The sequence below is a fragment of the Streptomyces klenkii genome (genome assembly GCF_003626645.1).
In the GTDB taxonomy this organism is placed as follows: domain Bacteria; phylum Actinomycetota; class Actinomycetes; order Streptomycetales; family Streptomycetaceae; genus Streptomyces; species Streptomyces klenkii.
Window position 1 is genome coordinate 55,755 of sequence record NZ_RBAM01000004.1, and the last position, 25,879, is coordinate 81,633.

At 73.7% G+C, this 25,879-nt stretch carries 27 protein-coding genes; 6 read left to right on the top strand and 21 right to left on the bottom strand.

Annotated features, from left to right (window positions below):
* Positions 1–52 precede the first annotated feature (52 nt).
* The 3 genes from D7231_RS10275 to D7231_RS10285 form a co-directional block, all read right to left on the bottom strand.
* Positions 53–853: an SRPBCC domain-containing protein gene (locus D7231_RS10275; RefSeq protein ID WP_120754677.1), complete on the bottom strand. Its 801-nt coding sequence runs from the start codon at positions 851–853 to the stop codon at positions 53–55.
* 192 nt (positions 854–1,045) lie between these two features.
* Positions 1,046–1,696 carry an NAD(P)-dependent oxidoreductase gene (locus tag D7231_RS10280; protein WP_120754679.1) on the bottom strand — a complete coding sequence of 217 codons (651 nt, stop codon included), beginning with the start codon at positions 1,694–1,696 and terminating at the stop codon, positions 1,046–1,048.
* 81 nt (positions 1,697–1,777) lie between these two features.
* Positions 1,778–2,455, bottom strand: a complete 678-nt coding sequence (locus tag D7231_RS10285; RefSeq protein WP_120754681.1) for a DsbA family protein — start codon at positions 2,453–2,455, stop codon at positions 1,778–1,780.
* Between the two features lie 114 nt (positions 2,456–2,569).
* Between D7231_RS10285 and D7231_RS10290 the strand changes: the two genes are divergently transcribed.
* Entirely contained in the window at positions 2,570–3,469 is a 900-nt protein-coding gene (locus D7231_RS10290) for a helix-turn-helix domain-containing protein (protein WP_120754683.1), read from the top strand.
* A gap of 58 nt (positions 3,470–3,527) precedes the next feature.
* Here the strand turns inward: D7231_RS10290 and D7231_RS10295 are convergent, their stop codons facing one another.
* From D7231_RS10295 to D7231_RS10305, 3 genes are all read right to left on the bottom strand, one after another.
* Positions 3,528–5,111: a polyamine aminopropyltransferase gene (locus D7231_RS10295; RefSeq protein WP_120754685.1), complete on the bottom strand. Its 1,584-nt coding sequence runs from the start codon at positions 5,109–5,111 to the stop codon at positions 3,528–3,530.
* A gap of 53 nt (positions 5,112–5,164) precedes the next feature.
* On the bottom strand, positions 5,165–5,686 hold the full coding sequence (locus D7231_RS10300) for a DUF2617 family protein (RefSeq protein WP_120754687.1): 522 nt from the start codon (positions 5,684–5,686) through the stop codon (positions 5,165–5,167).
* Between the two features lie 381 nt (positions 5,687–6,067).
* Positions 6,068–7,237 carry an aminotransferase class I/II-fold pyridoxal phosphate-dependent enzyme gene (locus D7231_RS10305; RefSeq protein WP_120754689.1) on the bottom strand — a complete coding sequence of 390 codons (1,170 nt, stop codon included), beginning with the start codon at positions 7,235–7,237 and terminating at the stop codon, positions 6,068–6,070.
* A gap of 289 nt (positions 7,238–7,526) precedes the next feature.
* Between D7231_RS10305 and D7231_RS10310 the strand changes: the two genes are divergently transcribed.
* Positions 7,527–8,753, top strand: coding sequence for a hypothetical protein (locus D7231_RS10310; protein WP_194961489.1), 1,227 nt, complete (start codon positions 7,527–7,529; stop codon positions 8,751–8,753).
* 118 nt (positions 8,754–8,871) lie between these two features.
* Here the strand turns inward: D7231_RS10310 and D7231_RS10315 are convergent, their stop codons facing one another.
* Positions 8,872–9,405, bottom strand: coding sequence for a YbjN domain-containing protein (locus D7231_RS10315; protein ID WP_120754691.1), 534 nt, complete (start codon positions 9,403–9,405; stop codon positions 8,872–8,874).
* Between the two features lie 94 nt (positions 9,406–9,499).
* Positions 9,500–12,166 carry an ATP-dependent chaperone ClpB gene (clpB, locus tag D7231_RS10320; protein WP_120754693.1) on the bottom strand — a complete coding sequence of 889 codons (2,667 nt, stop codon included), beginning with the start codon at positions 12,164–12,166 and terminating at the stop codon, positions 9,500–9,502.
* A 307-nt stretch (positions 12,167–12,473) separates the two neighbouring features.
* Between clpB and D7231_RS10325 the strand changes: the two genes are divergently transcribed.
* The 3 genes from D7231_RS10325 (at position 12,474) to D7231_RS10335 (ending at position 14,039) form a co-directional block, all read left to right on the top strand.
* Complete coding sequence (locus tag D7231_RS10325; RefSeq protein ID WP_120754695.1) at positions 12,474–13,031, top strand: Uma2 family endonuclease; 558 nt, start codon at positions 12,474–12,476, stop codon at positions 13,029–13,031.
* A gap of 24 nt (positions 13,032–13,055) precedes the next feature.
* Positions 13,056–13,460, top strand: coding sequence for a pyridoxamine 5'-phosphate oxidase family protein (locus D7231_RS10330; protein ID WP_120754697.1), 405 nt, complete (start codon positions 13,056–13,058; stop codon positions 13,458–13,460).
* 72 nt (positions 13,461–13,532) lie between these two features.
* Positions 13,533–14,039 (top strand): DUF2505 family protein, encoded by a 507-nt coding sequence (locus D7231_RS10335; RefSeq protein WP_120754699.1) that lies wholly within the window; start codon positions 13,533–13,535, stop codon positions 14,037–14,039.
* Positions 14,040–14,052: 13 nt separating this feature from the next.
* Here the strand turns inward: D7231_RS10335 and D7231_RS10340 are convergent, their stop codons facing one another.
* Positions 14,053–14,598 (bottom strand): DUF1203 domain-containing protein, encoded by a 546-nt coding sequence (locus D7231_RS10340; RefSeq protein ID WP_120754701.1) that lies wholly within the window; start codon positions 14,596–14,598, stop codon positions 14,053–14,055.
* Positions 14,599–14,641: 43 nt separating this feature from the next.
* A complete protein-coding gene (locus tag D7231_RS10345; protein WP_120754703.1) occupies positions 14,642–14,851 on the bottom strand; it encodes a DUF4287 domain-containing protein in 210 nt (69 codons plus the stop codon).
* Between the two features lie 73 nt (positions 14,852–14,924).
* Between D7231_RS10345 and D7231_RS10350 the strand changes: the two genes are divergently transcribed.
* Positions 14,925–15,302 (top strand): hypothetical protein, encoded by a 378-nt coding sequence (locus D7231_RS10350; RefSeq protein WP_120754705.1) that lies wholly within the window; start codon positions 14,925–14,927, stop codon positions 15,300–15,302.
* Positions 15,303–15,327: 25 nt separating this feature from the next.
* Here D7231_RS10350 and D7231_RS10355 read toward each other — a convergent pair whose 3' ends face one another.
* From D7231_RS10355 to lxmA, 11 genes are all read right to left on the bottom strand, one after another.
* On the bottom strand, positions 15,328–15,951 hold the full coding sequence (locus D7231_RS10355; protein ID WP_120754707.1) for an RloB family protein: 624 nt from the start codon (positions 15,949–15,951) through the stop codon (positions 15,328–15,330).
* Complete coding sequence (locus D7231_RS10360) at positions 15,923–17,299, bottom strand: AAA family ATPase (protein ID WP_120754709.1); 1,377 nt, start codon at positions 17,297–17,299, stop codon at positions 15,923–15,925. Before D7231_RS10360 ends, D7231_RS10355 begins: the two co-directional genes overlap by 29 nt.
* A 75-nt stretch (positions 17,300–17,374) precedes the next feature.
* Entirely contained in the window at positions 17,375–18,358 is a 984-nt protein-coding gene (gene lxmJ / locus D7231_RS10365; RefSeq protein ID WP_120754711.1) for a F420-dependent peptide dehydroalanine reductase LxmJ, read from the bottom strand.
* Positions 18,355–19,596 (bottom strand): M16 family metallopeptidase, encoded by a 1,242-nt coding sequence (locus D7231_RS10370; RefSeq protein ID WP_120754713.1) that lies wholly within the window; start codon positions 19,594–19,596, stop codon positions 18,355–18,357. Before D7231_RS10370 ends, lxmJ begins: the two co-directional genes overlap by 4 nt.
* 30 nt (positions 19,597–19,626) lie before the next feature.
* Positions 19,627–20,862, bottom strand: a complete 1,236-nt coding sequence (locus D7231_RS10375; protein ID WP_158673731.1) for a M16 family metallopeptidase — start codon at positions 20,860–20,862, stop codon at positions 19,627–19,629.
* Positions 20,859–21,692, bottom strand: coding sequence for a class I SAM-dependent methyltransferase (locus tag D7231_RS10380; protein ID WP_120754716.1), 834 nt, complete (start codon positions 21,690–21,692; stop codon positions 20,859–20,861). Before D7231_RS10380 ends, D7231_RS10375 begins: the two co-directional genes overlap by 4 nt.
* A 5-nt stretch (positions 21,693–21,697) precedes the next feature.
* On the bottom strand, positions 21,698–22,720 hold the full coding sequence (locus D7231_RS10385) for a T3SS effector HopA1 family protein (RefSeq protein WP_120754718.1): 1,023 nt from the start codon (positions 22,718–22,720) through the stop codon (positions 21,698–21,700).
* Positions 22,717–23,913 (bottom strand): class V lanthionine synthetase subunit LxmK, encoded by a 1,197-nt coding sequence (gene lxmK / locus D7231_RS10390; protein ID WP_241999643.1) that lies wholly within the window; start codon positions 23,911–23,913, stop codon positions 22,717–22,719. Before lxmK ends, D7231_RS10385 begins: the two co-directional genes overlap by 4 nt.
* Positions 23,910–24,914 (bottom strand): hypothetical protein, encoded by a 1,005-nt coding sequence (locus D7231_RS10395; RefSeq protein WP_120754720.1) that lies wholly within the window; start codon positions 24,912–24,914, stop codon positions 23,910–23,912. Before D7231_RS10395 ends, lxmK begins: the two co-directional genes overlap by 4 nt.
* Positions 24,911–25,501: a flavoprotein gene (locus tag D7231_RS10400; protein ID WP_120754722.1), complete on the bottom strand. Its 591-nt coding sequence runs from the start codon at positions 25,499–25,501 to the stop codon at positions 24,911–24,913. The genes D7231_RS10395 and D7231_RS10400 overlap by 4 nt, the downstream gene beginning before the upstream one ends.
* Positions 25,502–25,652: 151 nt before the next feature.
* Positions 25,653–25,868 carry a lexapeptide family class V lantibiotic gene (gene lxmA, locus D7231_RS10405; protein WP_120754724.1) on the bottom strand — a complete coding sequence of 72 codons (216 nt, stop codon included), beginning with the start codon at positions 25,866–25,868 and terminating at the stop codon, positions 25,653–25,655.
* Between the last annotated feature and the right edge of the window lie 11 nt (positions 25,869–25,879).

The window sequence follows — 25,879 nt, forward strand, 5'->3', positions numbered from 1 at the left end:
ATTCGTCACGGTTACGACCCTATGGGCATCCGGCCGCCGCCGCGGGCATCCCTCAGCGGCGGCGGCGCAGCACGCGTCCCACGACGACCGCCGAGGCGATCGCGACGGCCGCGGCGGGTGCCGCCCAGCGCAGGGCGGTCGCCGTCGCCGAGCCGGCTTCGGGGGCCGGTACGGGGGCGTAGCGGCCGCGGGGAGGGGCGTGGTCGACCTCCTCCGCGCTGCGGCCGATCATCGTGCGGCGGGCGTGCGCGGCCTCGGCCGGCGGCTCGTCGTCCACGTCGTCCTCGTCGAGGTCGTCGTCGGCCAGGTCGTCCGCGAGGTCGTCGTCGGCCGACGGGTCGAGGGCGGAGGGCGGGACGGCCGTGTCGAAGACGCTGCCGCCCTCCAGGCGGGGGCCGTCCCCGGCCTCCTCCTCGGCGTCCTCGTGCAACTCCTCCACCAGTGCGGCGGCGAAACGGTCCAGCAGGCGGCGGGCGGTGGCCTCCGTGGTCTTCTCGTCGAACTCCGCCAGCCGGCCGCCGGTGGCCACCGTCCCGGCGCAGGTCAGCCGCGCGCCGCCGGGCGCCTCCGTCAGCAGCCCGCGCAGCGACAGCGTCACCGTGCCGGTGCCCCGCACCTCGGTGCCCTCGCCGGAGAGCTCGTACGCGCCGTCCCGCTCGGTCAGGCGCAGCTCGCCGCGGTAGGTGATGGTCGAGCCGCCTATGCGCAGCCGCAGCCGCCCGGCGACGGTCTCTCCCGAGGCGTCGGCGCTGTCCTGTTGCAGGCCGGGGACGCACCGGGCCACCCGCGCCGGGTCGGCGAGGACCCGGCGCACGGCCTCGACGGGAAACGGGACGAACACCTCATGCTCCATAGTCAGCGAGCCTACCCACCGGGCCCCTCACCAGGGCCTCTCCGGACGGATTTTCGTGGCTCCCGGCCCCGTACGCGGGGCCGGGAGGGCGTCGGCCGGGCGAGCGATCGAGCGCCCGGCCGGACTTCAGCCGCGCGCCGGCCGGAGTTCAGCCGCGCGCCGATCGGACTTCGGCCGCGCGCCGACCGGGTCTCAGTCGCCGACCGTGAAGCGCTCGCCGATGTGGTTGGCCTCCTCGATCTCGTCGACGAGGGCCACCGCGTAGTCCTCGGCGGAGATCCGCGACTTGCCGCTGCCGTCCACGACGAGGTCCTCCAGGGCCGTGCGGTACGTGCCCGTGCGCTCGCCCGGCTCGATGAGGCCGGCGGGGCTGAGGTTGGTCCAGCGCACGTCGGTGACCGTGCGGTAGTAGTCGAGGGCGTCGCCGTGCGCGTGCATGATCTGGAGCAGGAACTCGGGGAGCCCCTCCGCGTCCCAGACCTGCTTGCCGTCCGGCGTGCGCAGCGAGCCCGCACCGCCGACCGTGATCAGCCGCGGCGCCTTCTCGCCGAGCGCCCGCACCCCGGCCACCAGCGACTTCGCGGCGGGCTCGATGGTCGCGACGTGCCCGGGGCCGTCGCCGCCGCCGACCGCGCTGACCACGACGTCCTGGCCCGCGGCGACGGCCTCGACGGACTTCGGGTCGAGGACGTCACCGGTGACGACGGTCAGGTTCTCGTGGGTCTCGGTGAGCTTCTTGGGGTCGCGGACGACGGCCGTGACCTGGTGGCCGCGGTCCAGGGCCTCGCGCAGGACGCGGCTGCCGATGGTGCCGTTGGCGCCGAAGAGGGCGATCTTCGCCATGGGGTTCTTCTCCTCAGAAATGTGGTGCAAAGCCTGCTGAAGTGGGGTGATCAGGAGGAAGTGGGGTGACCACTGAAGTGGTCAGTGCTGGTCGAGGGCGCGGGTGAGCCCGCGTGCGCTGGTCGTCGGGCCGCCGAGCCGCCGCAGCCCGCCGGGCGTGTGCAGCAGCAGGGTCGGGAAGGCGTCGACGCCCAGCCGCCGGACCTCCCGGAACTCCGCCTCCGCCGCGCGCCGCGTGGCCGGGTCGGCGAAGGCGGCGACGGCCGCGCCGGCGTCCACGCCGCCGAGCCCGGCCGCGACCGTCCGCACCGTCTCCGGGGCGGACAGGCTCCGCCCGTCCACGTACCAGGCGCGTTGCAGTGCACCCGCGAACTCCAGTGTCCGCTCGGGGGCCTGTGCGCGCAGCGCGGCGAGGGCCGTCGCGGCGGCGGCCGAGTCCAGGACGGCGGTGCCGTCGGCGAACGCCCTCGCGTAGCCCGGGCCGAAGACCGCGCCGGTCAGCTCGCCGATACGGGCATCCGCCTGGGGGATGTAGGGGTAGGCGGACACAGGCTGGGCCCGCGGGCCGGTGAACAGTCCGCCGCTGAGCACCGTGAGTTCGATGCGGTCGGCATTCGCCTCCGCGAATTCCCGGATGGTGGGGCCGAAGCCGTAGCACCAGCCGCAGTAAGCGTCGAAGGCGTACGTGAGTTTGTGCCGCGCGGCGCCTGCGGTGCTTGCGGTGTCTGCGGTGTCTGCGGTGTCTTTCTGCCGTGCCATGTCCGTCCCCGTATCTCCCTGCATTCCCGCATTTCCCTTGCCCGCACTGTCTTGTGCGTTACGACCACGCTAAAGGCGTTTTTCACCCATAAACAGGTAAGCTCGCGTCTCACCATGGTGAAAAAGCGACACGACGCGACCGGCCCCGGCGGCGGCATCATCGATCTCGCCTACCGGGCCCCGGCCGGCACGCCCGCCGGCGTCGAGGTGATGCCGGTGGCCGAGCTGCGCGCCCGCGCCCCCGAGGGCCTGCTGGTCAGCCCGCAGCGGCTGGACTTCCACCAGATCGTCGCGGTCCGCTCCGGTTCCTCCGCCCACACCGTCGACTTCACCGGCCACTGGCTGGAGGAGGGCTCGGTGCTGTGGGTGCGCCCGGGTCAGGTGCAGCAGTTCGGCGACCCGGAGGCGATCGAGGGCACGGTCGTCCTCGTCCAGCCGGGTTTCCTGCCGTCCGGCAGCCCCGTCGCCGCCGTGGCGGACGACCCCTTCCGGCCGGTGGTGTGGCAGCCGGCCGGCCAGGACCGGGAGGCCGTGTTCTGCGCGGTGGGCCATCTGGAGGCGGACTTCCGTACGGGCGCGGGCCTGCCGGCCGACGTGCACGCCGACGTCCTGCGCCACCTGCTGTCGGTCCTCGTGCTGCGGCTCGCGCACCTCACCGCCCCCGTCGGCAGCAGGGTGCCCGCACCGGGCGGCGCCTTCCTGCGCTTCCGGGCCGCGGTCGAGCGGGAGTTCGGCACGAGCCACCGGGTCGCCGACTACGCCCGCTCGCTCGGCTACTCCTCGCGGACGCTGTCGCGCGCGACCACCGCCGCGGCCGGGGTGGGCGCCAAGGAGTTCATCGACCGGCGGGTGATGCTGGAGGCCAAGCGGCTGCTCGCGCACAGCGGGCTGTCCGCGGCCCGGATCGCGGGCCGGGTCGGCTTCGACGACGCGGCGAACTTCTCCAAGTTCTTCCAGCACCGGGAGGGTTGCTCACCGGGCGCCTTCCGCGCGCGGATGCATCAAGGGCACTAGGGGCGACAAGGACACCAGGGGCACCAAAACGCCATGGCCACGCCGTGAAGAGAAACGGTCATTCGGCATAGCGCGGATGCATCAGCGTCGACGGCAGCAGCCCCGGCTCCCGGCTGTGCTCGGCCTCCCGCCCGGCCGCCGCGAGCCGGCCGCCGGTGAGGGACAGCAGGCAGGGCCGCGCCCGGGGCAGCTCCAGCGGCAGCCGTTCCCGCGAGACGAGCAGGAAGCTCCAGTCCTCGCCGTGGCCGCTGTGCACCGGAACCCGGTCCGGGCCGCCGGAGAAGCCGCTGCCGTCCACGCGGTACGGCGTGGAGTAGAGGCCGAGCGAGCGGACGGTGGCGTCGACCGTCCAGAACACGTGCGGGCGAGCGCCGAGCGTGCCCGCGTGGACGGCCAGCCGCCCGCCGGGGGCCAGCCGCCGCTCGACCAGCCCGTAGAACTCCTGCGAATAGAACTTGGTGCTCGTGGTGATGCCGGGGTCGGGGAGGTCGGAGATGACCACGTCGAACGGGCCCTCGGCGGCGGAGCGGGAGCGCAGCCACTCGAAGGGGTCGGCCGCCACCAGCCGCACGCGCGGATCGCGGAAGGCCCCGTGGTTGAGGGCGGCCAGATCGGGATCCGTGCTGGCCAGGCGCAGGACGGCCGCGTCGACGTCGACGACGGTCACCGAGGAGAGGTCGCCGTAGCGCAGCAGTTCGCGGACGGCGAGGCCGTCGCCGCCGCCGAGGACGAGGGCCCTGCGGTGCGGGCCGTCCATCGCGGGGTGGACCAGGGCTTCGTGGAACCGGTACTCGTCGTCGCCGTTGACGCGGAGCCGGCCGTCGAGGAAGAGGGAGAGCGGCTTGCCGCTGCCGCCGCCGCCCGTGAGGACGACCTCCTGGACGTCGGACTGGACGGCCACGCGGACGTCGTCGCCGTAGACGGCGTGGCGGGCGGCCTTCTCGAAGGGCCCGCTGAGGGCGGAGCAGGTGGCGAGGAGGGCGAGGACGAGACCGTTGGCGGCTATGAGGAGCCGGCGCGTGCGGACCGAGAGGTCGCCGCGGAAGAGCCACAGGACGAGCGCGCCGCCGGCGACGGCGTTGACCGCGCCGGTCAGCAGGGCGCCCGTCAGCTGGCCGAGCACGGGCAGGAGGAGGAAGGGGAAGGCGAGGCCGCCGACCAGGGCGCCCACGTAGTCGGCGGCGAAGAGGTCGGCGACGGCGCCGCCCGCGTCCTGGCGGCGGATGCGCTGGATGAGCGTCATCAGCAGGGGCACTTCGGCGCCGATCAGCACGCCGATGGCGAGGGAGAAGCCGACCAGAGCCGGCCGCGCCTGGCCGAACCAGGCGAAGCAGGCGTAGAGCGCTATGGCCGACAAGCCGCCTATGAGTGCCAGTAAGGCCTCGACCGCGGCGAACCCCAGGGCGGCGCGCCTGCGCAGCCGCTTGGCGAGCAGCGAGCCGATGCCCATCGCGAAGACCATGACGGACAGCACGACGGAGGCCTGGGTGACGGAGTCGCCGATCAGATACGAGGCCAGGGCGACCAGCTCCAGCTCGTACACCAGCCCGCAGGCGGCGCAGATGAAGACGGTGGTCAGCACCACGAGGCGACCGAGCCCGGCCGGTACGGGCAGCCGCGCCGATACCGGGCGGTAGATCATGTTGGGAACGCTACGTTACGAAACGGCAACCCTTTGTCACCCACAAGGGTTTATTACGAGAGAGCCGCCGCCGTCCGTGCCCCCACTCTCGTGCGGGTGGCGACCAGCCGTCCCTCCTGGGGATAGGCGTGCCAGGTGCGCCAGCTGATCCGGCCGTCGCACCGCTGGGCGAGCAGTGCGGTGAAGGCGTGCGGGCTGCCCGGGAAGGTGCCCGCCAGGCCGTAGGGGTGTTCGGCGACCAGGGCGAGGAGCTCCTGCGCGCGGCCCGCGAACGAGCCGTGCGAGAGCGTTTCTATCCGGGCCGCGAACTCGTACTCCCAGGCGCCGATGCGCTTGGCGACGCCCAGCGGCAGCGGGGTGGCGCTGCCGGGCAGGCAGGCGACCGTCTCCGAGCAGACGCCGTCGCCCTCCTCCAGCAGCACCTGGTGGGAGGCGCCGAGGAGGCGCAGCTGGACCTGGGAGCCGGCGAGCTGGAGGTCGAGGACGGCCAGCGCCGGCAGCGGGTCCTTGCCCAGGCACCAGGCGAGGTCGGCGGCGCGGGTGTCGGTGTAGGTGGTCTTGAGGGTGGTGAGCATGGGTCGGCTCCGCAAGCACGCAGTGGAGGGTGGGCCGGCCCGCCGGGGAGGACCAGAGTCTTCGGGTGAGGACCAGAGGTCTTCGAGTGCGCCGGCTCATGCCCACATATGAGCTGTTTCCGTGGGTCCGAGGACGTCCGAGGACAGTGATTACGGGATTCCCCGGAGCCTTAATGAGAGGGAATCATGAATGAGCAGCGCCCACAGCGTTTTTACCCATCTCATCGTGCTTTCCATCCACGCGAGGGCCGGACAGTTCAACTGTTCAGAATCTTTGCGGACCGGCGGCCGGTCCGGCGGGCGGCCGAATGTGCGGCCGGCGGGCCGGGGGAACCCGCCGGATGCATATGCGATCAAGCACGGGACCGCCGCAAATCCCCGTCAGGCAGCGTTCACCAGCTTCTCCACAGCCGAAATCACGGACTCTTCACGCTTGCAGAACGAGAAACGCACGAAATAGGGCGGCGCATCGGGGCGCAGATTGAAGGCGGCCGTCGGAATGGCCACCACCCCGGCGCGCGAGGGGAGTTCACGGCAGAATCGCACGCCGTCCGAGTACCCCCACGCGCGGATGTCCGCCTGGAGGAAATACCCCGCCTCCGCGCGGTAGGGGCGCAGACCGGCGCTCGCGAGCCCCCGGCTCAGCAGGTCGCGATTGCGCTGCAACGTGCTCCGCAGCTCCGCCGCCCACTCCTCCACGCCGTCCAGCATCCGCGCGAGCGCCTCCTGGTACGGCGCGCCCGAGGCGTAGGTGAGGAACTGCTTCGCGGCCCCGACCGCCCGCACGAGCTCGGCGGGCCCGCACACCCAGCCGACCTTCCAGCCGGTCACGTTGAACGTCTTGCCTGCCGACGAGATGGTCAGCGTACGCTCGCGCATCCCCTCCAGTGCCGCGATCGTCGCGTGCCGCCCGCCGTCGTAGACGAGGTGCTCGTACACCTCGTCCGTCACCACCGTCAGGCCGTGCTCCCGGCACAGCGCGGCGATCTCGGCGAGCTCCTGCGCCGTGAAGACCTTGCCCGTCGGGTTGTGCGGGGTGTTGAGCATGAGCACCCGGGTGCGCGGGGTGACCGCCGCCCGCAGCGCGGCCGCGTCCAGCACGAAGACGTCGCCGTCCTCCGCGAGCGGCACGCCCACCACGCGCGCACCGGCGAAGCGGGCGCCCGCCGGGTAGGCGTCGTAGCAGGGGTCAAAGGCCAGCACCTCGTCGCCCGGGTCGCACAGCGCGAGCAGCGCCGCGGCGAGGGCCTCGGTCGCGCCCGTCGTCACCAGCACCTCGTCCTGCGGGTCGTACTCCAGTCCGTAGCGCCGGGACTGGTGAGCGGCGACCGCCTCGCGCAGCGCGGGGAAGCCCGCGGCGGGCGGGTACTGGTTGCTGCCCGCGAGGACCGCCGCCGAGACGTCCTTCAGCAGCACGGGCGGAGCGTCCAGTTCCGGCACGCCCTGGCCGAGGTTGACCGCGCCCGTGCGGCGGGCGAGCTCCGTCATCTCCGTGAAGACCGAGGTGCCGAGGCCCTGCACGCGGGCGGCGGGGCTCCAGTCCTTGTTCATGCGAACCCACTTCTGTCGGTGTTCCGAGGCTGCCTCGTCTGTCGGTTTCTGAGGCTGCCTCACCCTAGGCACGCGGCTGCGCGCGGGCACAGCACACCGTCCGCCGCGCACCGCGCAGACACTCCGCGGTGCCCGCCGAGCGGGTGGAAGGCGCACCGCTTACGGGCGCTCCCGCTCGCGCGCGCGTGAGCTGCGCCGCAAGGTCGAAGGTGCAGTGGAGGCGCCCGCACCGGCGCCGAACAGGCCCAGAGGCCGAGGCCGAGAGGCCGAGGATGCCGGAGGTCCCCCCGTGTCAGCCGACACCGCCGTGCCCGTCCGGGCGCCGGAGCCGCGCCCCGCGTCCGGCAACGCCCGCGTCCGCCGCGTCGAGCGCGCGCGGGACGCCCTGCGCCGGGCGGCCCCCGCCCTCGCGTTCTACGCGGCGGCCCGGCTGACCGGCATGGCGATGATGGCCGCCTGGGCGTGGTGGATCGGCCGCCACCCGCGCACGCTGCTCGGCCACTCCTGGGACGGCATCTGGTACGCGGGGATCGCCCGGCACGGCTACGGGCTGGTGCTGCCCTCGCCGACCACGCGCGGCGTCGTCTTCAACGACCTGGCGTTCTTCCCGCTCTTCCCCGGCCTCGTGCACGCCGTCTCCACCGTCACGCCGCTGACCGTCGTCAGCTCCGGCCTGGTCGTCGCCTGGCTGTCCGCCGGCGCCGCCGCATGGGGCATCTACGCGCTCGGGGAGCGGCTGTACGGGCAGCTGTACGGGCGCAGGGCCGCGACGCTGCTCGTGGTGCTGTGGGGGCTGCTGCCGCACGCGATCGTGCAGTCCATGGCGTACACCGAGCCGCTGATGACCGCCCTCGCGGTGTGGGCCCTGTACGCGCTGGTCACCGGCCGCCCGGTGTGGGCCGGGGCGCTCTCCCTGCTCGCCGGCGTCTCCCGGCCGAACGCGGTCGCCGTCGCCGCGGCCGTCGTCTGCTCCTGCGCGCTCCTGCTCCTGCGCGACCGGGACGCCCGTACGAACTGGCGCGTGTGGGCGGGCGCCGCGCTCGCCCCGCTGGGCTGGACCGGCTACGTCGTCTGGGCCGGATTCCGCTCCGGCGGCGGCCTGTTCGGCTACTTCGAGGTGCAGCGGCTGTGGGGCTCGCGGTTCGACTTCGGGAAGGACGCGCTGCGGTTCGTACGGCACCTGATCGTCGGGCGGGACGCGATGGCGTACTACGTGACGGTCGCGATCATCGCCGTCGCGCTCGTGTCGCTGGTCCTGCTGGCCCTGGAACGGCCGCGGCCGCCGCTGCCGGTGCTCGTGTACGCGGTCGTGCTCGTCGTCATCGCGGTCGGCGGGTCGAGCTACTTCGCCTCGAAGCCGCGGTTTCTGCTGCCGGCGTTCCCGCTGCTGGTGCCGGCGGCGCTGGCGCTGGCCCGCGCGCGGCCGGGCACGGCCCTGACGGCTGTCACGGCACTGGCCGGGATGTCGTTCTTCTACGGAACGTATCTGCTGACCGTGGCGCGTATGCCGATGTAGTACGGCACTGCCCGGATACCCCGGTGGGGGTTGAGCGCCGTGGCAGCGCTCAACCCCCACCGCGGGTGCCCGGCCGGCCCGGGCCGACCGGGCACCCCGAAGCGCCGCGCCGGAGGCGTTACGCGTCCTCGTCCGGCTTGCCCTCGTCCGACTCCGCGTCCGCCTCGAGGCCCAGCTGCTCGACGAGCCACTTGTCGAACTCGATGGACGCCCGCACCCAGCTGACCGTGCTGGAGACGAAGTGCTCCAGGGACACGCCGACGCCGATCAGCATCTGCGCCTCGCCGATCAGGCGGACCGTGCCGTCGTCGTTCGTGTGGGTGTAGACCTTCGGCCACAGGGTGCGGCGGTTCCAGTCGTCGATGGCCTCCAGGAGGCGGGCCTTCTCGTCGATCGCGTGCGGGCGGTCGTAGAACGTCCGCACCGAGAAGACCTGCTGCTCCTCCTCGCCGCGGAACATGAAGTACGTGCGGAACTGCTCCCACGGCGCGGCGAGGTCTCCCTCGTCGTCCACGACGTACTTCAGCTCCATCTGGTCGAGGAGCTGCTTGACCAGGTCCTGGTCGGGGATGACGGGGCCGGTCGGGCCCGCCTCAGGCTGCGGTTCGGGCTGTCCCCCGAAATTCGGGATCGAGGACGGGTCGATGCTCACCGTTTAATTCCCTTCGTACGGTCTCCCGCCATCCTCCCTCACACCCGCCCCCGTGCCGCAACCCCTACCCCCCGGCACCCGCGGCGGAAGCGGGTCAGGCCGCCGCCACGGGCTCGCCCCTCGTCACCGACAGGCCCGCGCCGTGGCCGGGTGCGCGGTCCACGCGGATGGTGTCGCCGTCGCGGATCTCGCCGCCGATGATCGCCTTGGCGAGCTGGTCGCCGATGGCGGTCTGGACCAGGCGGCGCAGCGGGCGGGCGCCGTAGGCGAGGTCGGGGGCCGCGGGGGCGGTGCCGTCCACGGTTTCCGCCGGTTCCTGGCCGAGTGCGGCCAGCCAGTGGAGCGCCTCCGGGGAGACGTCGAGGGTGAGGCGGCGGTCGGCGAGGCGTCGCTGCAAGTGACCGAGCTGGATGCGGGCGATCTCTTCCAGCTGCTCCGTGCCGAGGGGGTGGAAGACGACGATGTCGTCGAGGCGGTTGAGGAACTCGGGACGGAAGGAGGCCCGCACCGTCTCCAGGACCTTCTCCTTCTTCTGCTCCTCCTTGAGGAGGGGGTCCACCAGATAGGTGGATCCCAGGTTGGAGGTGAGGATGAGGATGGTGTTGCGGAAGTCGACGGTGCGGCCCTGGCCGTCGGTGAGGCGGCCGTCGTCGAGGACCTGGAGCAGGATGTCGAAGGCCTCGTGGTGGGCCTTCTCGACCTCGTCCAGCAGGACGACGCTGTACGGGCGCCGGCGCACGGCTTCCGTCAGCTGGCCGCCCTCCTCGTAGCCGACGTAGCCGGGGGGCGCGCCGACGAGGCGGGCCACGGCGTGCTTCTCGCTGTACTCGCTCATGTCGATGCGGACCATGGCCCGCTCGTCGTCGAAGAGGAAGTCGGCGAGGGCCTTGGCCAGCTCGGTCTTGCCGACGCCGGTCGGGCCGAGGAAGAGGAACGAGCCGGTCGGCCGGTCGGGGTCGGCGATGCCGGCCCGTGAGCGGCGCACGGCGTCGGAGACGGCGCGGACGGCCTCGCTCTGGCCGATCAGCCGCTTGCCGATCTCGTCCTCCATGCGCAGCAGCTTGCGGGTCTCGCCCTCCAGCAGGCGGCCGGCGGGGATGCCGGTCCAGGAGGCGACGACGTCGGCGATGTCGTCCGGGCCGACCTCCTCCTTGACCATGAGGTCCTTCGCTTCGGCCTCCTGCTCGGCCTCCGCCTCGGCCTCGGCGGCCGCCTCCAGCTCGCGCTCCAGGCCGGGGATCTCGCCGTAGAGGAGCTTGGAGGCGGTGTCGAAGTCGCCGTCGCGCTGGGCGCGCTCGGCCTGCCCGCGCAGCTCGTCCAGGCGCTCCTTGAGCTCGCCCACCCGGTTGAGGGACTGCTTCTCGCGCTCCCAGCGGGCGGTCAGGCCGCGCAGCTCCTCCTCCTTGTCGGCGAGGTCGCGGCGCAGCTTCTCCAGGCGCTGCTTGCTCGCCTCGTCCGACTCCTTGGAGAGGGCGAGCTCCTCCATCTTCAGCCGGTCGACGGCGCGCTGGAGCTCGTCGATCTCGACGGGCGAGGAGTCGATCTCCATGCGCAGCCGGGACGCGGACTCGTCGACGAGGTCGATGGCCTTGTCGGGGAGGAAGCGGGAGGTGATGTAGCGGTCGGAGAGGGTGGCGGCGGCGACGAGGGCGCTGTCGGCGATCTGGACCTTGTGGTGGGCCTCGTAGCGGCCCTTGAGGCCGCGCAGGATCGCGATCGTGTCCTCGACGGACGGCTCGGCGACCAGGACCTGCTGGAAGCGGCGCTCCAGGGCGGGGTCCTTCTCGATCCGCTCGCGGTACTCGTCGAGGGTGGTGGCGCCGACCATGCGGAGCTCGCCGCGGGCGAGCATGGGCTTGAGCATGTTGCCGGCGTCCATGGCGGAGTCGCCGCCGGCGCCCGCGCCCACGACGGTGTGCAGCTCGTCGATGAAGGTGATGATCTGGCCCTCGCTGGCCTTGATCTCGGCCAGGACGGTCTTGAGCCGCTCCTCGAACTCGCCGCGGTACTTCGCGCCGGCGACCATCGCGCCCAGGTCGAGGGCGACCAGGCGCTTGTTGCGCAGCGACTCGGGGACGTCGCCCTTCACTATCCGCTGCGCGAGCCCCTCCACGACGGCGGTCTTGCCGACGCCCGGCTCGCCGATGAGGACGGGGTTGTTCTTCGTACGGCGGGAGAGGACCTGGACGACGCGGCGGATCTCGGTGTCCCGTCCGATGACGGGGTCGAGCCGGCCCTCGCGGGCGGCGGCGGTCAGGTCCGCGCCGAACTTCTCCAGGGCCTTGTAGGTGCCCTCCGGATCGGCAGTGGTCACTCGCTGCCCGCCCCTCGCGGTCTCGAACGCATCCAGCAGGCGCTTCGCGGAAGCGCCCTGCTGCTGCAACAGCTCACCCGTGCGGCCGCCCTTGGCGGCGAGGCCGATCAGCAGGTGTTCGGTGGAAATGTAGGTGTCGCCCAGCTCGCGGGCCCGCTGCGACGCGTCGGCGATCACGGCGAGCAGCTCGCGGCTGGGCTGCGGCGGCGCGACCGTCGATCCCTGCACGCTGGGCTCGGCCGCCAGCTGCCGCTCGGCGCCGTTCCGCAGCGCGGCGGCGTCGGCCTCCACGGCGGCCAGCAGATCCATGACGTTCTCGTTGTCCTGCCCGGCGAGCAGCGCCAGCAGCAGGTGCGCGGGCGTCATATCGGCATGCCCGGCCGACACGGCCCGCTCACTGGCCCCGCTCAGCGCCTCCCGGCTCCTGTTGGTCAGCTCGGCATCCACGACGGCGTTCTCCTCCTTCTTCCCGCGGGATCCTTGGTCTCGATGGACCCATCATGCCTAGGGCAACGTGCGATAAGTTGAGCCTATTCCACTCAACCTTGGGTTGGCCACCCCGCACCACCGAGATGATCATCTGCGCCATCGGCGGGGTACGAGTCCATCGTCCGGCTTCCGGGGGTGCGCCGCCTCCGCGACGGGGCGGCGGCCGACGCCGCACGCATCGCACTGACGCACAACGCACGCCCTTACGCGTGAACGGCTCTTGTCCGCCGGCCGCCGTCGCGGCCGGCGGACAAGACTCACGGCCGTGGAGAACGCCATCCTGCTGGAGCTCTTCCTGGAACTCGACGCGAGCACGCCGGAAGGTCTCAGGTCCGAGCTCATCGACGGCGAGATCGTCGTGTCACCACCCCCCGAGGGCTACCACGCGCACTGCCTCAGCGAGATCTGGCGCCAGGTCACGCTGCTGTCGGCCACGCGCATGTCCCTCTCGGGCCACAAAGGGCTGGCCGTGCCGCGCGAAGGGGGCCGCCCGCCGGACCACGTCATCCCTGACGCCACGATCGCTCCCAGGGAAGGGAGACCCTTCCGCGGTGCTCCAGCGTGGATGCCGTGCGACGACGTAGCCATGGTCGTCGAGGTGACCAGCAGCAGGGCGGACATCGACCGCATCACCAAGCGGCACTGCTACGCCCGGGCGGGTGTTCCCCTCTACCTCCTCGTAGACCGCGAGCACGAAACAGTCACGCTGTTCAGCGAACCCGCGGACGAAGACTACGGCGATGCCCACACGACCGCCTTCGGCAAAACCCTTCCCCTTCCCGAGCCCTTCGCCTTCGTTCTGGAGACGTCCGAACTCGGCTGAGGACGTCACGGTTACCCTTCCCGCATGGCTCACGATCTGCGCGACCTTGACCCCGCCTACGTCGCATTCTGGCGGGAGCGGCACATCTGCACCCTCACCACCACCCGGCCCGACGGCAGCCCGCACCTCGTGCCCGTGGGGGTGACCTTCGATGCCGAGGCCGGGGTCGCGCGCGTCATCACCAACAAGAACAGCCGCAAGATCGCCAACATCCTGGCCGCCGGCCCGGACGGCGCGCGCGTCGCCGTCTGCCAGATCGGCGAGCGGAAGTGGGCCACGCTGGAGGGCCGCGCAGTCGTGCGCACGGAGGCCGAGGCCATCGCCGACGCGGTCAACCGCTACGCCGAGCGGTACGGGCGGATGCCCGCGCCCAACCCCGACCGCGTCCTGGTCGAGATCACGGTCACGAAGGCCCTCGGGCTGGTCTGAACCTCCGGCATCCCCTCCCGGCCATTACGGCAACTGCCCACGCCGTCCGCAGAACAGGCATACCGTGTCAACATGCCTCAGTTCACCGTGCAGTTGAACGTCAACGGCCCCGCGTCCGCCGTCTGGGCACTGCTCACGGACGACGCCTTCCTCGAAGACCTGTACCGGAACCGGCTCCAGTACGTGCAGTGGTCCGTCACCGCACGCCGCACCGCCCCCGAGGGGGACCTCATACGCGAGGTCGCCCTGATCCCGCCCATGAACGCGCCCGCGCCCGTGCGCAAGCTCCTCGGCTCCGGCTTCCGGGAGACCGAGGAGAGCCGGTTCGACCCGCAGCAGCTGACGTGGACCTGGCGCAGGATCCCGTCGACCATGGCGGACAAGATCACGGAGGAGGGGCGGGTGCGGGTCGAGGAGGCGGCGGACGGCAGCAGCCGGCTCATCGCCGAGACCACCATCGAGTGCAAGGTCTTCGGCGTCGGAGGTCTCATGGAGTCCACGGCGGAGAAGCACAGCCGGCACGACTGGGAGACCCTCGGCGAAGCCCTCGGTCAGCGGCTGGCCGAGGGCACGTCCTGACCGCCGCCGCCGGCTACGGGCGCCGCACCTCGAACTGGAAGCAGCCGTACTCCAGAGCCCGTACGTGCACCAGCGCCGCCTCCGGCCCGGCGAACGCCTCCCCCAGGGCCCGGGCGAACCCGGCCTCCCTGTCCTCCGGGACCTCGAAGAGACGCCCTCCGACGATGCGCCCCCGGGCGTCATAGCGACGCAGGACGCGCAACGCCCCCGGCCGCGCGAGCCGGAAGCCCTGCGCCTCCTCCCGCGGCCCTCCGCACTCCTCGGCGTGGATGAACACCGGCCCCGCCTCGTCGTACGCGCCGGGCTCGGCCCCCGACGCCGCGGCCCAGCGGCGCAGCGGCGCGTACGACACGAGCGCGACGCGCTCACCCGGCTCGGCCGCGCGCAGACAGCAACGCAGCGGGCTGCCCACGGAGTCGTACGGAATGCCGTCCTCACGGGCGGTGTACGGCTGCATGGGCCGCCCGGAGTCATCCGTGCGACGGAGCTCCGCGAGAGCGGCGGGAGGGATCGGGAGGGCTGTGTACGTGGATACGGATGTGGCTGTGGATGCGGTCATGCCTCCAGCGTCCGCCTCCGCCCCCTCCGCCCGCCGGCGGAAATCAGCCGCGGAGCTCCGCGAGGGTGTGCGCGACGAGGGCGTTGGCGTGCCCGTGCCCCATCCCGTGCCCGGCCTTCAGCCACCCGACCAGCTCCATGTGCTTCGTCAGCGACGACGCACGGATCAGGTCCTTCCACTCGGCTATCGGCCGGCCGTACTTCTTCTCGATCGACGGGAAGTAACTGGCGGGCCCCTTCACGGTTTCAGTCATGCGCGCAGTCTGGCAGCCACCACTGACAACGCCACGGAATCTCCGGCATAGGCTCCCCCTGGAAGGAGTCTTCATGACCGACGAGGTCCCCCGCACGATCCGCGCCGTCAGCACGGAGCAGCTGCTGCTCCTGGAGGAGGAGGCCGCCGCGCTCGGCTTCAGCCGCCGGCTCTCCGTCGGCTGGGTCCGCGAACACGCCGCGGCGTCCGCGACGCACTACCTGCTCCCGCTGTTCGCCCACGACCTCCGGCACCGGCCCGAGGTCTCGCCCCAGTGGCGGTGTTACACGCTCCTCACGGTCGTGACCGGCGAGGAGGTCCGGAGCCTGCTCGACGTCCGCCCGGACACGTTCCGGGCCCTGCCGGAGTCCCTGACGCCGGCGGACAAGACCGGGATCCACAGACGCATGGAGCGCGCCCGCTCTCAGGTCGGCTACGACGGCGCGGAGTAGCTCGGGTGGGGCCCGCCGCCCCGCCTTACCGCGTCGCGATGCGCGACACCAGGGCCCACACCCCCGTCGACGGGTTCGTCACGTGTTCGCGGCCCTCCGTTGCCAGGCGGCGGGCTCGGCGGCCCGCTTCCCCCCAGCCGTGTTCGAAGTCGCGGAAGTCCAGGCGGGCCTTCTCGTACGCGGGGACGTGGCGTTTCAGGTACGGGAGCAGCTCGCGGTACGTGCGGACCGGGGCCGTGTGGCCGCTGAAGTGGAGGATGAGCCAGAGTTCGAAGCACGGGTTCGAGACCGCGACCCGGATGCCCTCGCGGCGGGCGCGGTCGATCGCGCAGGCCACCTCGAAGTGGTCGACGTCGAAGACGCACCACACCTGGTCGAAGTCGTCGCCGATGCGGTCGCGCTCTCCTGCCGCGTAGGTGATCAGCTGGGCGGGGGAGCAGGACTTCGTCCTGATGCGGACGGTGACGGCGGGGTTGGCGACGTGGTCGACGAGCCCCAGGAGATAGTCCTTCTCGGTGGCCTTGGCGCCGCAGACGACCAGCAGGCGGTCCCGGGCGCGGCGGCCGCCGGGTATGCGGAGGACGTTCGACTCGAAGGAGGGGCCGGGCGCGCAGCGTCCGTTACTTCTCGCCTTCGGCGTCCTCGCCATCCGCCGCTGCCTTCCCCCTGGCGGCCAGGGCCGCCTCGAACCGCTCGTCACTGAGGACCGGGACCGCACCATAGCTGCCGCCGAGGTAGCGCCGCTCGCGGTTCTCGCCGTCCCGCGGTTCGAAGTCGGAGAGGGGGTAGAGTGCGCTCTCCCCGTGCCGGTCCTTCTCCACGAACCAGATCTGGTCGCGTCGCAGGATCTCCTCGCCGCCGCAGCGGCCCAGCAGGCTCACGTCATGGGTGGTGAGGAGGAGCTGGGCCCCGTGCGGGTTCGTCGCCGGCTCCTGGAAGAGCCGGATCAGGTGCGCTGTCAGGCGCGGGTGCAGGCTCGCGTCGACCTCGTCGACGATGAGCACGCCGCCCTGCTCCAGGGTGTCGAGGACGGGGCCCGCGTAGTCGAAGAACATGCGGGTGCCCTGGGACTGGTCCTCCAGGCCGAGGCGGATGCTGCCTCCGCGGCCCTTCTGCCGGACCCAGACCCGGGCGGTCGTGGTCGTGAACAGGCAGGTGGAGAGCTCGGTGCGGCGCAGCTCGCGCAGGAGCCGGTCGGCGAAGCCGCGCGCGGAGAGCCGTTCGCCCGCCTCGGCCGCGTCGAAGTCCTCGATGCCCATGTCCTCGATGCCGAGGTCGGCGGCGCGCAGCAGCGCGACGACGGACGCGGCCCGCCGCGGGTCCTGGAGCCGCAGCAGGCTTCCCGGATCGGGTGAACCGTGCGCCCCGCCCGCCCGGAAGCGGACGTTCATGAACCATGCGTAGACGGGCTGGACCCCGGCCTGCCGGGAGCGCGCCGCGACCGTCAGGAACAGGGCGTTCGGCTCGGTGATGCTCCGGACGAGATCCAGCTCGGGCCGGGGCGCCGCGTCACCGGAGCGGTTGCCGTCGCCATCACCATCGCCATCGCCGAAGCGGATGTCGTCGCCTGTGCGTTGGAAGACGGTCTGCCGGTCGCCGTCCGGATAGCGGTACAGCCATTCGTCGCGGATCCGCTCGTCGTCGAGGCCGAAGCCGTACGTGTGGCGCACGCCGTCGAGGACGAGGTCCACCACGTACCAGGACGGGGCCGCGGCGCTCTCCTCGTCCAGCAGGAACGGGCACCGCACGAGGCCCGCGCCCGGCTCGGCGTCCCGGTGGGACGTGCGCACCAGGCCCGCCATGAAGTGCAGGGCGTCCACGACGTTCGACTTGCCGGCCGCGTTCGCGCCGAAGAGGGCGGCGACGCGGACGGCCTCGGCGCCGGTGCCGAACGCGGAAGCGTCGCCCGCAGCGCCCGCGTCGCCCACCCGGGCCAGGAGCAACTGCTGCTCCTCCCTGATCGAGCGGTGATTCGAGACCCGGAAGCTCAGCAGCACCCCTCCACCGTACGGCCCGTGGGCGGGCGGCGACAGGTACGCCACCCGAGTGGGTGGCGGTCGCGGGCGCCCCGCTCAGCCGCACGCCGCGATGATCTCCTCCACGTCCTCCACCGCTGCCCGGACGCCCTCGGTGAGCATGACCCCCGCCGGGTTCAGCATGACCTCGTCGACGCCGCTCGCGCGATACTCGGCCAGGCGCTCGGCGATCTCGTGCGGGGTGCCGGTGACGACCACGGAGTGGTCCAGGAGGGCCGTGGCGGTGGCCGTCGACGACGGGTCGTGGGCGTCGGCCGGGACGCCCGCGCGGCGGAGCATGTCGGCGTAGTGCGGCCCCTTGAGGTGTTCGCCCGCCCCGGCGAGGGCGGTCCGGCGCAGGTCGCGGCCGGGGCGCGCGACCGCGACGTGCACGGCCGTGGCGACGCGCGGGCGCGCCGGGCGGCCCGCGGCCCGCGCGCCCTCCTCCAGGGCGGGCACGAGGACGTCGCGGACGTACGCGGGCGGCGTCATCCACGTGATCGCGACGTCGGCGACCTCCCCGGCCGTACGTGCCATGCCCGGCCGGAGCACGCCGGCCCCGACCTCCACCGGCGCGTGGTCCAGGGGCAATAGCCGCGCGTCGAGGTGGTGGTACGGGCCTGCGTGGTCGACGGCCTTGCCGTCCAGGAGGTCCCGTACGGAGGTGAGGTAGTCGCGGACGGCCGTGCGGGGGCTCTTGTACGGCTCACCCGTCAGCGCGGCCACGAAGTCGGGCGTGCCGATGCCGTAACCGGCCACGACCGGCTGCCCGGTCAGCAGCGCCAGGGAACGGGCTTGCAGGGCCGCCTCGTACGGGTGGCGCAGCGGCATGACGCTGACGCTCGTTCCGACGGGCACGTCGTAGCCGGCGCCGGAGAGGTGGGCCAGGACCTGGTGCGGCTCGGCCTTGAAGGACTGGCACAGCCACAGGCGGCGGGCGCCGGAGCGCTGCACGAGCCCGGCGAAGGGAGCCACCAGCTCCGGGTGGTCCGGCTGGAGGGGGTAGAGGACCGCCGGGGTGGTGGTCGCGGGCGTGCTCACTGCGTTCTTCCTTCCTCGGCGCCGGCGTCCGCGCCGTCGGCCGTTGCCAGCAGGGTCTTCTCCGGCCGCAGGAACTCGCGGCACGCCGCCGTCACTTCGGCGTGCGTGACGCCCCCCACGGCCTCCGCGTACGCCGGGAGCCAGTCCACGTCCACGCCGCGCGCCGCGAAGCCGGCGAGGGCGCTCGCCTCCTCCGCGCGCGTGGCGAGCGCGAAGCGCGTGAACCCGGCGGCGTAGCGGCGGGCGCGCTCGGCTTCCTGGGGCGTGGGGCCGTCCTCGGCGAGTTCGCGCAGGACGTCCGCGGCCTCGGCGGCCAGGCGGCCCGCCGTGCCGGGGGCACCGGCGCACTCGATCTCCAGCCAGGTGCCCGCGGCGTTCTCGCGGAGGGCGGCGGAGACCGCGTAGGCGAGGGCGTGCCGCTCCCGCAGCCGCCGGGTGAGCCGGGAGGAGGCCTGGCCGCCGAGGACCAGCTGGGCGAGGTGGAGCGCGGCGTGGCCGGGGTCGGTGGACGGGACGGCCGGGCCCGCCGTCAGGAGGAGGGCCTGGTCCGCGCCGGGGTGCCGCAGCGCCAGGCGGCCCGGCGCGGGGGCCGTCCGCCCGAAGGGCGGCAGGGTCAGGCCGGAGGGGCCGCCGCTCCACGGGCCGAGGTGCTCGGCGACGAGCCGCAGGACGCGGGCCGGCTCCGCACCCGTCATCACCAGGAGCACCGAACCGGCCGGGACGACGGCCCGGCGGTGGAAGGCGTACAGGTCGTCCGGCGTCACGGGGCCGGGCGCCGGCTCGGCGGCGGGCGGACGCGCCAGGGGGTGCAGGCCGAAGGCGTGGGCGAGGACGGCGCGGCGCAGGGCGGTGCGGGGCCCGGCCGGGCGCGCGGGCGGGGGCGGGGAGGTGGGGAGGTCGCGGTAGGCCGGGCGGCTCAGCAGGTCACCCAGGAGCTCCAGCGTCCCCTCCAGGCCCTCGGACAGCACGCTCACCGACAGCAGCAACTGCTCCACCGTGACGACCGTGGACAGCTCCGCGCCGAGGTCCGCGGTCCGGTCGGCGACGGCCCGGCGGTCGCGGGTCGTGCTGCCGGTGCCGAGCCGGGCGGCGAGCAGCTCGCGCGTGGCGGCCTCGCGGGGCTCCGTCAGGGCGTACGGGACGACCAGCCGGAGCTCGGCCAGGGGCGCGCCGGGGGCCTCTACGACGACGACCTGGAGGCCGTTGCCGAGCGTGCGGCGGACCCAGGGGCGCTTCATGAGGGGTGCCTCCCTTACGAGTTCACGGGTTCACGAGTTCACGAGTTCGGTCACGCCGTACGGTGCGGCGAGGAGCCTGCCGGCGGCGGCCGACACGTCCGCCGGTGTGACCCGGGCCAGCTGCCCGGCGAGCGCTCCGGGGCCGTTGTCGCCGGGAAGGCGGCCGGGGAAGAGCAGGGCCGCGCGCCCGTGGGCGACCGCCCGGGCGGCGAGGGAGTCCGCCTGGCGGTGGCAGTTCACCAGGAGGGCGTTGAGGGCGCGGCGGTGTTCCGCGTCCGGGGGCGGGGCGGCCGCCGCGTCGCGCAGGACGTCCTCCCAGGCCGCGACCGCCTCGCCCGTGCCCACGCCCTCGGGCCGCCCCAGCAGCACCAGCGCGAGGTCGGGCGCCGCCGACGCGAGCCACTGCCCGTAGTACCCGCAGATGACGCTCGCCGACGCGAGCCGGGCGTCCGTGCGGACGGCGCGGGGCAGCCGGGCCCGCCCCAGCAGTTCCGCGAGGACCACGTGCGCGAGGTAGGCGTGCCGCTCGCCCGCCGCGTCCGGGAGGGGGTGGGCGAGGGCGGTGCCGGAGGCGCCGTACGGGATGCTGCCCGCGGGCCCCGGCGCGGGTGCGACGGCCGGTCCGGCCGTACGCGCGGGCCCCGCGGCCACCGCTCCGAAGAGCTCTTCCGCCCGCTCCGCGACCCACGCGGGGTCAACGTCCCCCACGACCGTCAGGGCCGTCGCCCCGGCCGTGTAGTGCGCGCGCTGGAAGGCGAGCGCCTCGGCGGCCGTGGCGCGGCGGAGTTCGGCGACCGTGCCGTAGCTGTCGCGGCTGCCGGGGTGGAGCGAGGCGTACGCCGTGTCCCACAGCCGGCCGCCGCCGACCGCGCCCCGGATCTCCGCGCCGATGACCTCCGTCTCCGTACGGACGGCCGCGTCGTCCGGCGCGAAGCCGAGCAGGCGGCGCGCCTCCCACTCCAGGATCCCGGGGAGGGCGTCCGCGGGGGCGACCGTGTGGAAGACGGTGTGGTCGCGGTGGGTCTCGGCGTTGCACGTGCCGCCCGCGCCCTCGACGCGGCCGACGTGCCCGTCCGGATCGGCGGCCGTCCCCCGGGGGAACATCAGGTGCTCCACGAGGTGCGCCATGCCGTGCCGGCCCGCGGGGTCGTGGGCGCCGCCCGCGGCCACGGTGAGCGCGACGGCGACGAGCCCGCGGCCGGGCGCGGGCGCGGGCTCGACGGTCAGCCGGAGGCCGTTCCCGAGCCGGTCGGTCAGAACGCTCACAGCGGGCGGTAGACGGAGACGACCATCTTCCGGCTGTCGCCGCCGTCGAACGGCTGCTTCTGCCAGCCCGTGTACCGCTCGGCGAGCTCCAGCCGGGCGAGCCCCGCCAGCAGGTCGAGCTCGCTGGGCCACAGGTAACGCATCACCGTCGTCGCGGACTTGGGCGCCTCGCCGTCCAGGAAGAGGGTGTTCTGCATCATCATGTTCTGCGAGGCGGGCAGCACGCCCACGGACTCGATCATGGCGCCGCGGGTGCCGATCGGGTACGTGTTGACCTCGTTCTTCTTCTGCACGTGGTAGTCGCTGGGGTCGAACGTCTCGATCACCACGTGCCCGTCCGGCGCCGTGTGGCGGGCGACGGCGTGGATGAGGGCGATCTGCTCGGCCGGGGTGACGGCGCAGCACAGGGCGTTGAACGGGGCGAGCACGACGTCGAAGGTGCGGCCGAGGTCGAGGGTCGCGAAGTCGCCGAGGACGGGCGTGACGCGCCCCTCGGGGTCCTTCTCGGCGAGGCGCGCGAGCATGCCCTCGGAGGCGTCGACGCCGTGGACCCGGAACCCCTTGTCGGCGAGGGGGAGCGCCACGCGGCCCGTGCCGACGCCGAGTTCGAGGACGCTCGCGCCGGGGCGGGTGAGGGTGAGGAGGAAGTCGGCGATGTCCTCCAGGTCGGGGGTGCCGGGGTAGATGTCGTCGTAGACCTCGGCGAGGGCGTCGCTGTAGGCGGCGGTGATGGAGACGGCGAAGCCGCTCATTCCGGGCTCGGCGGCGGCTTCGCCGGACACGGCCTCGTCGGTCACGGCGGCGACGGTCTCAGTGGCGGTGGTGGTCATGGGGCTCAACTCCCGGAAGCGGTCGGGTCGGTGGGCGGAGTCAGGTTGCGGTCGGGCCGCCACGGGTCGATGCCGGCCTCGCGGAAGCACCGCACGACGTGCTCCTCGCGCGTCCCGGACCCCTCCGGGGCGAGGGCGTGGTCGATCAGGGCGGTGGCCAGGGCGAACGCGCGGTGCTGGCCGAAGCTCATGCCGTCCTGGCCGGGGCGCGGGTCCTCGGGGTCCCAGGAGGCGGCGATGCCCGGCGCGAGGCGCTCGGTGAAGACGGAGGTCTCCGCGCCCTTCCCGGGGAGCGGCGCCACCGCCCGTACGACGGCTTCTTCGCCCGGTACGTAGTCGCCGTGCAGGTAGACGACGATGCCGTCGCGGCGCGGGAAGTCCTGCGGGTCGGAGAGGACCTTGGCGTGGTAGCGGGCCTCCGCGCGCTCCAGGGCGGCGAGGGTGGCGCCCCACAGGGTAACGGCGCTGTCCGCGTCGGCCGCGTGCACGAAGATCCGGCGGACGGAGCCCGTGGGGCGGGGCAGCGCGCGCGAGCCCATGACGTAGAAGAAGCCGGGGGAGAGCGCGGGCCGGGCGGCCTCCAGGGAGAGCTCGACGAGCTCGCCGGGAGCGGGGGTTCCCGGCCCGATCAGCCGGTCGGCGGGGACGCGGGCGGTGACCTCGGGGAGGCGGACGATCAGCTGGTCGCCGCCGGGCCGCCGCAGGATCTCGATCAGCCGGCCGCGTACGGGCGTGCGGTCGTGCGGGACGGCGGCGGCCAGGCGGCGCTCCAGCTCCGGGTCGCGCAGGCTGCGCCGCGGCGGGGTGCCGGTGTCGCGTGCGGCGCCGTCGCGGCCCGCGTGCAGCTCCTCGTAGAGGGCGTTGGTGAGTCGTCCTCGCAAGTCACGGGGGCTGTCGGCGGAGAGGGAGCGCCCGGCGACGGTGGCCTGGCAGCCGTCGCCCCGGACCGAGACGGTCGCGAGGGCGGCGGCGAGCCCGGGGGTGAGGCCCCGCGCCGGGACATCTGCGGGAGAGAGGGTGGCAGTCATCGGGGGCTCCCGGAGGGCTGGGCCGGCCGGGCCGGCTGGGCGAGACCGATCGTGGCGACGGAGCCCGACGGGTTGAGGAGCAGCGTCCGGCCGATGCCGGCGGCCGCGCGGGCGACCGGGTTGAGGGTCGCGTGCAGCTCGGCCGTGGCGAGGAGCCGGTCGAACATGTGCCATCCCGCGAAGCCCGCGGCCCGCTCGGCGAGCCCGGGGTCGGGCGCGTGCCCCGCGAGGGAGAGCTGGTCGAGGTAGCCCTGCCAGAAGGCGGTGATCCGGGGGGTGTGGCGGCGCAGGCTGGCCGCGCCGCGCTCGACGATCTCGGCGTGGTCGAGGCCGAAGCCGGCGGCGGGCTCCTCCTCCCGGCCGGCTCCGGGCGCGAACACCGCGTACGTGGCGTGGAAGAGCCACTCGCCGGCGAAGGCGCCGACGTCGCGGGCCGGGTCGGCCAGCCGGAACTCCTCCCAGTCGCAGAGGTAGAGCTTTCCGTCGTGCCGCAGGAACTGGTCGAAGCGCAGGTCGCAGTGGACGGGCGTGTGCGGCGCGGCGCGCTCGGCGGCGCGCAGGGCGTGCAGCGCGGCGATGACGTGCTCGTCGTCCTGGACCAGCCGCCAGGCGGCGATCTGGCCCATGCTGCGCTCCTGCACGGTGCTCCACGGGAGCGCCTCCAGCCACGGCATGGGCGGCAGCGGGGCCTCCTCCGTGTCGAGGGCCGGGCCCTCCTCCGCATCCCGGACAGGAAGAGAGTGGAGCGCCCCGACGGCACGCCCCGCCTCGCGGCAGAGGTCGTCGTCGAACTCCTCGTCCAGGGCGAGTTCGGATCCGGAGCGGGCGCCGGGCAGCAGCTCGTAGACGCCGACGGCGGCCGTACGGTCCGAGCCGAGGTGCGCGGGCGTGCGCAGCGGGGAGCCGGCCGGGCGCAGGGCGGCGAGGTGCTCGAAAGCGAGGGCGCGGTCCAGCTGGGGGCTGCCGTCCTCGGCGGTGCGGGCCACGGTCTTCACGAACACCTGCCGGCCGCCGCTCGTGCGGCCGGCCCAGTTGTCGTTGCGGCCGCCGAAGGAGGCGAGGCCCTCCTGGCCGAGCCGGCCGAGGCCGAGCCGCTCCAGCAGGGCGTTGACCTCGGGGGCCGCGTCCAGGTCGGTGGGCTGGAACCGTTGCAGCGTGGGCTGTTCGGCGGTGGCGGTGGTGATGGTGGTCATGGCGTTCCTCCGGGGCCGGGGAGCGCCCGGCGGCCCTCCTCGTCGATCAGCTCGGCAGTGAAGGCGATGTAGTCGTGCAGTTCTTCGGTCCAGTCGCAGTACGCGGCGAAGTCCTGCATGTGGGTGACGACCCGCAGGACGGCGGCCCGGCCGAGGCCGGCGAGGTCGCGGCCGGCCGGATCGAGGCCGGCCGCGTCGAGACCCCGGCTCCCGTAGGCGGTGAGCAGGACGTGGCGCAGGTCGGGGCCTTCCGCGGACTCCGGTCCGCCGTTCCGCCGCTCCGACCAGGCGAGTTCGGCGAGGTCGCCGAGCAGCCAGCCGAGGTCGAGCGCGGGGCTGCCCGCGGCGAGGTCCTCCCCGGTGAGCAGCGCGGTCCGGCCCCGGTGCAGGGGTGGTACGAGCGCTCCGAGCGAGGCCCCGCCGTGGATCAGGGACGGTGCGGCCGGTGCGACGGCCGCCTCCCACCACGTACGGACCCGGTCCAGCCGGTCCGTTCCCCACACGGCGAGGGTCTCCTCGCGCAGGCGCGCCGCGCCGGGCAGGAGCCCGTCCCGGCCGTCCGCCCACGCGCGCATCCGGCGCAGCGCGGCGGGCGGGCCCGCGGGGAGGCCGGGCGGCAGAGGGGTGTCGTGCAGGGCGCGCAGGGCGCGCCCCGCCGCGGCGAGGGCGTGCGCGGCCAGCCGCCGGGCCCCCGGGCGGGGGTCGGCGAGCCAGGTGACCACGGAGACGGCGCCCGGCGCGCGGTGGAGCAGGCCGCCGCCCGCGGGGACGGGGGTGACGAGCAGGGCGGCTCCGGGCACGCCGGACAGGTCGGGGACGGCCGCGGCGGCGGGCGCGGTGAGCGGGCCGGGGTGCAGGGCGCCGGGCCGGTGCCACCACAGGAAGCCGCCGGAGGCGCCGGAGCCGTCGGAGGCGTCGCGTGCCGAGCGGTGCACGCGGGTGTGCTGGAGGCCGGTGACGTACTCGGCGACGAGCTCGCCCGCGTCGTCGGGAAGCGTCACGTCCCCTCCTGTTGCAGCTGTTTGTACGTGGCGCACAGCGCGAACAGCTCCGGCATGGGCGCCGCGCCGCCGTCCTCCCGCTCGCCCGTGGAGGCGCTCTCCGCGGGCACGGTCGGGGCGACGACGACGCCGGGGCGGGCGCGCAGCGCCGCCAAGTGCCCCTGGACCACCGGGCTGTGCTGAGCGGCCGGCGGGAGCGCGGGGGCGACCCCCACCACGGCCCGGGTGGTCTGGAGGGCCAGCAGCACGGGGGTGTCGGCGAGGCCGAGTGCGTACCGGCTCAGGAAGTGCACCGTGGCGGGGTGCACGAGGACGAGGTCGGGCCAGGCGGCGAGTTCGACGTGGGGCGCGGTGCCGGGCGGGGCGCCGTCCCAGTCGTCGGTGAAGACGTCGTGGGGTGAGCGGGCGAGCGCGGCGACGGCGTCGGGCGAGACGAAGCGGCGGGCGGAACGGGTCAGCGCGACCCGCTTCTCCAGCGCCGGAAAGGAATCGTGCAGCCAGTTCATCCAGAACGGCAGGAAGGACACGCTGAGCGCTCCCGTGCCCACCACGAGCACGCGCCGGAATCCGGCGCCGGGGATATCCATGACAGCTGCTTCCTTTGCTTCCTTCTGCTTCCTTCTCACCGGATTCCGGGGCTCACCGGACTCCTGCGGGGCTCACCGGATTCCTACGGGGCCGGGGGCCGGCCGGTGCGGTGTGCACGCGACCGGCCGGCCCCCGCGGCTCACCGGATGATCAGCACTTGCTCTCGATCGTGCGGGCGGTGAAGGAACCGATCGCCGCGGCGCACTGCTGCGAGGAGCGGGCGGTGATGAGGGTGGCGCGGATCGCCCACGGGATGGTGGGGCTGAAGGCCGGGGCGGCGTCCTTGCCGTCGTACAGGCCCAGCTCCTCGGCGGAGGTGTAGGCGGTGTAGCCGTCGAACAGGTCCTTCTCGGTGACGTTCTGCATGATGAATGTTC